This window comes from Modestobacter excelsi, assembly GCF_005930495.1.
GTDB lineage: Bacteria > Actinomycetota > Actinomycetes > Mycobacteriales > Geodermatophilaceae > Modestobacter > Modestobacter excelsi.
Window position 1 is genome coordinate 72,759 of record NZ_SJEX01000010.1, and the last position, 8,473, is coordinate 81,231.

5 protein-coding genes are annotated in these 8,473 nt (G+C 73.7%); 3 read left to right on the forward strand and 2 right to left on the reverse strand.

What is annotated here, in order from left to right:
* Window positions 1-49: 49 nt before the first annotated feature.
* Window positions 50-2,638 carry a SpoIIE family protein phosphatase gene (locus tag FHL80_RS05985; RefSeq protein ID WP_246078489.1) on the reverse strand — a complete coding sequence of 863 codons (2,589 nt, stop codon included), beginning with the start codon at window positions 2,636-2,638 and terminating at the stop codon, window positions 50-52.
* 449 nt (window positions 2,639-3,087) lie between these two features.
* Here FHL80_RS05985 and FHL80_RS05990 point away from each other — a divergent pair, with 449 nt between their 5' ends.
* Complete coding sequence (locus FHL80_RS05990) at window positions 3,088-4,215, forward strand: M20 family metallopeptidase (protein WP_138732538.1); 1,128 nt, start codon at window positions 3,088-3,090, stop codon at window positions 4,213-4,215.
* A 266-nt stretch (window positions 4,216-4,481) separates the two neighbouring features.
* Entirely contained in the window at window positions 4,482-5,660 is a 1,179-nt protein-coding gene (locus FHL80_RS05995) for a trans-sulfuration enzyme family protein (protein WP_281283437.1), read from the forward strand.
* A gap of 202 nt (window positions 5,661-5,862) precedes the next feature.
* Here FHL80_RS05995 and FHL80_RS06000 read toward each other — a convergent pair whose 3' ends face one another.
* The gene (locus tag FHL80_RS06000; RefSeq protein ID WP_138732540.1) at window positions 5,863-6,867 is read right to left on the reverse strand and encodes a DMT family transporter; all 1,005 of its coding nucleotides are present in this window, start codon (window positions 6,865-6,867) and stop codon (window positions 5,863-5,865) included.
* On the opposite strand from FHL80_RS06000, the gene FHL80_RS06005 reads away from it, so the two are divergent.
* On the forward strand, window positions 6,866-8,278 hold the full coding sequence (locus tag FHL80_RS06005; protein WP_138732541.1) for an aminotransferase-like domain-containing protein: 1,413 nt from the start codon (window positions 6,866-6,868) through the stop codon (window positions 8,276-8,278). The two genes, FHL80_RS06000 and FHL80_RS06005, sit on opposite strands and share 2 nt — an antisense overlap.
* The last annotated feature ends 195 nt before the right edge of the window (window positions 8,279-8,473 follow it).

Here is an 8,473-nt window from a genome sequence, read left to right on the forward strand (position 1 = left end):
AGACGGGTGGGGCGCCGCGACCAGTGACGGCTCTCGTCAGCGCCTGTGGTCAGCGCGCAGCGGTCGGGATGACGTCGGGGGCCGTCGAGACGTTGCGGGGGATCCGGTTGGGCCCGGCCCCGCTCGGTCGTGGGCGGTCCTGCCGCTGCAGGCGGAGGGCGACGATGGCCACGTCGTCATCGACCTCGGGGGGCAGCATGCGCGCGAGCAGCCCGTCGCAGAGCTCGTCGAGGTCGAGGTCGTCCCGATCGCTCGGGACGAGCTCCACCAGCGCGTGCTGGAGGCGCTCGAGTCCGGCGTCCAGGTCGCTGTCGCGTCGCTCGATGAGCCCGTCGGTGTACAGCAGCAGGACGGCGTCCTGCCCGAGGACGACCTCGTGCTCCCGTCGCTGCACCGTGTGGTCGACCCCGAGCAACAGGTCGGCACGCGGAGCGCTCAGCAGCCGTGTCGTCCCGTCCGCGTCCAGCACGAGTGGAGGAGGGTGGCCGGCGTTGGACCACCGGACGGTGGTGAGTCCCTCGGCCGCCTGCTCCTCGGGCTGCTCCAGCCGCAGGACGACGGCGGTGGCGGTGCTGCGGTCCATGAGTGTGGTCATGGCCTCGTCGACCCGCGTGATGATCTCGGCGGGGCGCGCGCTGGTGGTCACGGCGATCCCACGCAGCATCGACCGGATCTGGCCCATCGCCGCGGCTGCTGCCGTGTTGTGCCCGAGCACGTCGCCGATGGTGATGATCGTGGTGCCCTCGGGCTGCAGGAAGGCGTCGTACCAGTCGCCTCCCACCTGGGCGGTCTCCGCGGCGGGCGTGTACCGGACGACGATCTGCATGTGGTCGGGCTGGGCGGGGGCGGTCAGCAGCGACCGCTGCAGGCCCTCCGACAGTTGTTGCTGCTGTCGGTACAGCCGCGCGTTGTCCAACGCCAGCCCGGCACGGCCGGCGACGTCCTCGGCGACCCGGAGCTCGGCCGTGCTCATCGGTGCACGTGAGGGGCCGTTGAAGAGGCTCAGCAAGCCGACGGTCCGCCCGCGGCCGCGCAACGGGAGGACGGCGAAGGACTCCGGCGCCAGCTCCGCCAGACGCTCGTGGACAGGACCGGTGTCGGAGATGGCTCGGATGGCGTCGGCGGCGCCGGAGGGAAGGGTGATCGTCCGTCCCGTGGTCAGCGCGCGGCTGAGGAACGAGGTCTCGCGCAGAGCGGCGATCCGGTGCTGGGCGTAGTCCGCCACGACCGCGCGGAGTCCGGGGTCGGGGTGCCACCACCCGACGTCCCGCAGGCCGCGTCGGCTGCCGGCCGGTGAGTCGTCGTCGACGAGGGTCACGACGGCCCACTCTGCGAGGGCGGGGACGACGAGTCGCGCGAGCTGGGCGACGGCGTGCTCGGTGTCCAGGGTGCCGCTGAGCTGCTGGCCCACCTCGGCGAGCAGGTCGGTGTGCTGCTGCAGGCGCACCCGAGCCGTGATGTCGGTGAAGTACAGCGCAACCCCGCCGTGCTCGGGGTTGGCCCGTACCTCCACCCAGATGTTGAGGGGTGCGGGGTAGTAGGCGTCGAACGCGACGGGTTCGCCGGTGGCCGCCGCGCGCCGGTAGCTGGCCTCGAACTCGCCGCCGACGGTCGCCGGGAACGCGGTCCAGAAGTCCCGCCCGACCAGCTCAGCGGACGTGTGGCCGGCGAGCCGTTCGCCTTCGGCGTTGAGGTAGGTGACCCGCCAGTCGGCGTCCATGGCCAGGTAGCCCACGGCCATCGACTGCAGGGTCTGGGCGGCCAGCTCGAGCGTGCCGCGGCGGGCCGTGATGTCCAGGACGACACCGAGCAGCCGGGGCTGTCCTTCGCCGCCGACCACCTCGCCGCGGGCGGCGAGCCACCGGTGCCCACCGTCGGGCAGCACGATGCGGTACTCGGCGTCGTAGCCGCCGTGCCGGGTGATGGCGTCCTGCACCCGGGCGACGACGGCGTCCAGGTCGTCGGGGTGGACATGGGCGTAGACGTCGTCGGGATGGCCGGAGAACGTCTGCCGCGTCATGGCCGACAGCTCGAGCAGCCGGTCGTCGACGTCCAGTACGCCGGTCGTCAGGTCCAGGTCGAAGGTGCCCACCTGACCAGCGCCCAGGGCCATCGCCCACCGCGACTGGTCCAGCTCGTGCGCGGCGAGCAGTCGGTGTGACTCCCGGGATGACTCCTCGGCCCGCGCGGCGGCTTCGGCGCCGCGCTGCTGCGTGGTCCGCAGCTGTACTTCGGAGCTGCATGCGTCGGCGAGATCGGCCAGCACCTCCAGGTCGTCCTGTGTCCAGGTGCGTGGCCGGCTGTCGATGGCACACAGCGAGCCGACGACGGCACCGTCGGCGTCGGTCAGCGGCATCCCCGCGTAGGCGACGACGCCGAGGTCGGGGATCGCCAGGTTGTCCCGCACCAGCGGGTGCGTGCGGGCGTCGGTGATGACCAACGGCTGGGCCGAGAGGACGACGTGCTGGCAGAACGAGTGGGTCAGCGGCGTCCGGCGGGTCGACTGCCACGGCTCGGGCAGACCCAGCGCGCCGGGGAGGACCTGTTCCTCTGCTGACACGAACGTCACCAAGGCGACGGGGACGTCCAACTGGCGGCGTACCAGACGGGCGAACCGTTCGAACGACGGGTCCGACACCGCAGGGAGCGCGGGTTCGGGCGGCAACGAGCGGGTCAGGCGTGCCTCCTGGGGCGGCGACGGAGACCGGCGACGTCCCGTTGCGCCAGCCGCAGCAGCATACCGGCGGACGAGACGTCAGGTGGCCGGGTAGTCAGCTCCCTCGTGCCCCGACGCCGCTCCATCCCGGCCGAGCCCGGTGGAGAGGTCCGGCCAGGACGGGGAGGTCAGGACGCGGTGACCACCGCCTCGGCCACGGCCAGGTCCTGCCAGGACATGCCACGGTCTTGATCAGGGGTCGATCGGGTCGGGGATCGCCGCGGCGCCGGTCACGACGTCGCGCATCGGCAGGAGGTCGGCCCACCGGGTCGTCCTCCCGCATGGGCCTCGCCCGGGACATGGGGCCGCCGCCCGTCCCGCGCACGGGACGGCTGGGGCTGGGTGGATCCCGTCCGCACTAGCCTCGCGCGATGCGAGATCCGGTCACCGAGGCCCAGGCGCTCCTCCGCGAACTGGTCGGCATCGACAGCGTGAACCCCGCCCTGGTGGCCGGCGCCGCCGGCGAGGGGCGGATCGTCCACCACCTGCAGGCACGGCTGGAACGGTCGGGCTTCGTCACCACCGTGGTGCCGGCCGGTGGGGGAGTGGACAGGCCCAGCCTGGTGGCGGTGCCGCCGGGGCGGTCGGACCTGCCCACCATCGTGCTCAACGGGCACCTGGACACGGTCGGGGTGGCCGGCATGTCCGATCCCTTCTCCCCCCGGGTCGAGCACGACCGTCTGCACGGCCGCGGCGCCGCGGACATGAAGGGCGGGGTGGCCGCGCTGGTCGCCGCCGCCGGACACCTGCTCGCGACGGGCGCACCGGTCCGGCCCGTGCTCGCGCTGGTAGCCGACGAGGAGGACGCCAGCCTCGGCAGCGAGGCCGTCATCGCGGCTCTCCCCGACCTCGGCGTGCGACCCGATGCCTGCCTGGTCGCCGAACCCACGGACCTGGCCCTCAGCCGGTCGCTGCGCGGGTTCGCCGTCGTCCGGGTGACGTTCACGGGCCGGGCGGCGCACACGTCGCAGCCGGAGTCGGGCGTGAACGCCGTGACGCACCTGGGTCGGCTGCTCCACGCCGTGGACGAGCGGGCCCCGGCGGTCCGGAGCGACGGCAGTGACCTCATGGTCACCGTGGCCCGGGGAGGCGAGTCGCCGTTCGTCGTCCCCGATCGCGCCGAGTGCCTCGTCGAGATGCGGATGGCGGCGGACCGGTCCAGCGCCGAGGCGCTCGGGGAGGTCCGGGCCCTCCTCGAGCCGGCGTGGCAGGCGGAGGCGGAGCTGGTGGCCCACCGCGATGGCTGGCGGCTGGACGCCTCAGGTGCTGCCGCCGACCTGGCGGCGCGGCTGGGGAGCGCGCTGGGCACTGCGGTGACCTTCGATGCGCCGTACTGGATGGAGGCGCCGCTGTGGCAGCCGGTCTGCCCCACGCTGGTCTGCGGTCCGTCCGGCGGCGGTCTCCACGCGGTCGACGAGTGGGTCGACCTGGGCCAGGTCCGACGGTTCGTCACGGCGCTGGTCACCGTGCTGAGCGACTGGCACCCCGGTGCCGGCTGACCCGCGGGCCTGCAGCTCCGGCTGGTGGGAGCGGGGGTCGCGGCGGCCTTCCTCCCTGAGTTGGTCACCAGGGAGGCACGCACGCCCCTTCACCGCAGCGAGCACTGCCGGCGTGGGCCGGGGCTACGGACATCTGCGGTCCTTCGACAGGTACGTGTCGCGAGGAGTCGCTGTTGTCGACGGCTCGCAGCCCCTACCGTCGACGCTGGCCTCGCCTCCGCCGGGGACGACGGTCCCCGGTCGAGCGAACAGCAGGGAGAAGACCAGTGGCGCCAGGAAACGCGTACCGCCCGGGCCGGGAGCACACCTCGCGGACGTTCCCGGTGGTCCCCCCGATCTACCAGACGACGACGTTCGAGCTCGACGACACCTCCTACGCCGACATCCAGGGCACCGGTGGGCTGCGGGAGACCTGGTACTCGCGGTTCAGCAACCCGACCGTCGACGCCGCCGGCGCGGAGGTGGCCCGGCTGCACGGAGCGGCTCGGTCGCTGATGACGGCCAGCGGCATGGCCGCGATCGCCACCACGTTCGTCACGCTGCTGCGCAGCGGGGACACGGTGGTCGCCTCGCGTCAGGTCTACGGGGACACCGACGACCTGCTCCAGCGGGACCTGCCCGCGCTCGGGATCACCGTGCTGCGCGTCGACGCGTTCGACACCGCCGGGTGGGAACGCGCCGTTGCCGAGCACCGGCCGGCCGTCCTCTACGGCGAGACGATGTCGAACCCGCAACTGCGACTCATGGACATCCCCGCGGTGGCGGCGATCGCGCACCGCGCCGGCGCCCGCCTGGTCGTGGACAACACCTTCGCCACCCCGTTCTGCGCCCGGCCGCTCGCGCTGGGGGCCGACGTCGTGGTCGAGTCGGCGACGAAGTTCCTGGCCGGCCACTCCGACGTCGTCGCCGGCGCCGTCACCCTGGACGACGACGCGCTGGCCGAGGAGGTGCAGCGGCGGCTGATCACCTTCGGGGGGTGCCTGGACCCGCACGCGGCCTTCCTCGCCTGGCGGGGCATGCGGACCTTCGGCGTCCGGCTCGCCGAGGCGTGCCGGGCGGCCGAGGTCGTCGCGGGCAAGATGGCCGACGAGCCGGACATCGAGCACGTCCGGTACCCGGGCCGGCTGGACCACCCCGACGCCGGTGCGGTGGCCGACACCGTCATGCCCGGGCCGAAGGGCGCCATGGTCAGCCTCGTGCTCGCCGGGGGCGACGACCGGGTGCTGCAGGTGCTGCGGCACCTCCGGGTGGCGGTCGAGGCGACGAGCCTCGGTGGGGTGGAGACGCTGGCGAGCGTGCCGTTCAACTCGTCCCACTTCAACATGACGCCGCAGCAGCGCCTGGACGCCGGCATCCCGCCGGGTCTGCTGCGGCTCTCGGTCGGGCTGGAGGGCGCGGACGAGCTGGTCGCGGACCTCCGGCAGGCGATCTCCGCGACCGGCTGACCGCCGGTGCGGGTTCGCCCGGGCGAGGTGCGCCGTCACCGTGTCGCCCGCCCAGACGATGGGCAGCAGCGAGCCCAGCGGGGAGCCGTCGCCGGCGACGGGGATGAGCTGCGCCGGGCCGATGGCCGCGACCGTGCCGCGGATCTGCGCCCGTCGTGGATCGCGTTGCAGCGCGGGACGTGCATGGTGGTCCCGTCCTGGGTCATCGGGAAGCGGTCTGCGATGCGGCGGGCACGACGCCGGCAGCGGGTCGAACTGGTCGCGGCGCCACCCGGCGGTCGGCCGGGGTCGTGCCCAGGCGTACCCGGACGGCGGCACCGGCGCTGAGGATGACGACGACGCCGCCCAGGACGGTGCTCCAGGTCAGCTCCTCGCCGAGCAGCAGCGCCGCCCAGCAGATCGAGAGCAAGGGCTGGGCCAGCTGGACCTGGCTGACCTGGGGCATCGGCCCGATGGCCAGTCCGCGGTACCAGGCGAAGAAGCCGAGGAACATGCTCACGACGCCCAAGTAGGCGAACGCGGCCCACTGCACGGCCGTACCGGATGGCGTCCCGTGCACGGCGGACAGGAGCGTCAGCGTTCCCATCAGGGGCGAGCACAGCACCAGCGCCCAGGAGATGGTCTGCCAGGCGCCGAGCTCGCGGGAGAGCAGCCCGCCCTCCGCGTAGCCGATGGCCGCGGCGACGACCGCGCCGAACAGCAGCAGGTCCGACCACCGCAGCTGCCCCAGACCGCCCTCCTGGACCGAGGCGGACGCGATCGCCGCGACCGCGCCTGTGCCTGCGATGACCCAGAACGCGACGGGGGGTCGCTCGTGCCCTCGAAGGACCGCCGTCGTCGCCGTGGCGGCCGGCAGCAGGGCGATGACGACGGCGCCGTGGCTGGCCGGGGCAGTGGTGAGCGCGTACGAGGTGAGCAGCGGGAAACCGACCACCACCCCGCCACCGACCACGGCCAGTCGCACCCACTGGCTCCCGCGAGGGAGACGCTGACGCGTCAGGGACAGGGCGGCCCCTGCCAGGAGCGCTGCCACGACGGCACGGCCCGAACCGATGAACAGCGGGGACATGCCGCCGACGGCGACGCTCGTGAACGGGACCGTGAAGGAGAAGGCCACCACACCCAGCAGGCCCCACAGCAGACCAGGCGCCGTCGACTGCGGTAGCGCAAGACGTCGCTCGGCGATAGCGCTACTCTCCTGTGTCATGCTCGACAGTAGCAGCGCGAAGGTGGCCAGGGAACTGCGGCGGTGGATCAGCACCGCGCCTCCAGGTGCGCGCCTGCCGTCGACCCGTGCCCTCGTCGCCCAGCACCAGGTCAGTCCGGTGACCGTGCAGCGCGCTCTCCGAGACCTCACCAGCCTGGGCCTGATCGAGAGCCGCCCGGGCGTCGGGACGTTCGTGCGGGCGGTACGGACGGCGCGGCCCGTGGACTACGGGTGGCAGACCGCCGCCCTGCGTGCCCCGCGCTCCCGGATCCAGGCGGTCTCCGCGGCGATGCGCAGCGCCCCGAACGACGTCATCGCGCTGCACTCGGGCTACCCGGACCGCGAGCTGCTCCCGGAGCGCCTGGTGCGCGCAGCACTGGCCCGCGCGGCGCGCAGTGACACCGCGCTGTCCCGGCCACCGGTGGCCGGGCTGCCCGAGCTGCAGTCCTGGTTCGCCCAGGAACTCGCCAGCTCCAGCCCGGTCGGCGTCGCGCCGCCGACGCCGAGCGACGTCGTCGTCCTGCCCGGCAGCCAGAGCGGGCTGAGCTCCGTCTTCCGGGCGCTCGGTGCCGGGGGTCAGCCGGTGCTGATGGAGTCCCCGACGTACTGGGGCGCCATCACCGCGGCCGCTCAGGCCGGCGTCCGGGTCGTCCCCGTGCCCGCCGGTCCCGACGGTCCGGATCCGGCTGAACTCGACCGGGCCTTCGCCGACACCGGCGCCCGGCTGTTCTACGCGCAACCGACCTACGCCAACCCGACCGGTGCCCAGTGGACCGCCGAGCGCGCCGGGCAGGTCCTCGACGTCGTCCGCCACCACGGAGCGTTCCTGGTCGAGGACGACTGGGCTCACGACTTCGGCATCAGCAGCTCACCCCGCCCCGTCGCAGCCCAGGACGACGGCGGCCACGTCGTGTACCTCCGGTCGTTGACCAAGAGCGTCTCCCCGGCCCTGCGCATCGCCGCCGTCATCGCCCGGGGACCGGCCCGCGACCGCATCCTCGCCGACCGCAGCGCGGAGTCCATGTACGTCAGCGGCCTGCTGCAGGCCGCTGCCCTCGACGTCGTCAGCCAGCCCGCCTGGCAGACCCACCTGCGCGGCGTCCGCGAGCAGTTGCGGGCTCGCCGCGACCTGCTGGTGGACAGCCTGCGTGAGCACGCCCCGTCGGTCCATGTCGACCTCGTCCCGCCGGGTGGGCTGAACCTGTGGGCGCGGCTGCCCGACGCCACCGACCTCGACCACCTGGCCCAGCAGTGCGAGCGTGCTGGGCTCCTGATCGCTCCCGGCGCCGAGTGGTTCCCGGCCGAGCCAGCGGGGGCCTTCGTCCGACTCAACTACTCCGGACCCAACCCCGCAGCGTTCCCGGTGGGCGTCCGCATCCTGGGCCGGGCCCTCGGACAGCTGCGCTCGTGAGCAGCGGCACGGACGGCACCGCACTGGGCGGCTCTCCGCGCATGCGGTCGTCAGCCTGGTCCGGCTGGGCGGGCAGTGGTGCCGCACGCAGCCGGCCGCCCCGGGCGATGACGTCATCCCGGGGCGGTGGCCTTCACTGGATCGGCGCGGCGGGAGCCGGTAGGCCGGCGGCAGGCACGCTCGGAGGTGGTGGGG

Excerpts from the sequence above, each read along its gene's own strand:
- FHL80_RS06000 (WP_138732540.1), bottom strand. The coding sequence starts at position 6,867 with ATGACACAGGAGAGTAGCGCTATCGCCGAGCGACGTCTTGCGCTACCG.
- FHL80_RS05990 (WP_138732538.1), top strand. The coding sequence starts at position 3,088 with ATGCGAGATCCGGTCACCGAGGCCCAGGCGCTCCTCCGCGAACTGGTC.
- FHL80_RS06005 (WP_138732541.1), top strand. The coding sequence starts at position 6,866 with ATGCTCGACAGTAGCAGCGCGAAGGTGGCCAGGGAACTGCGGCGGTGG.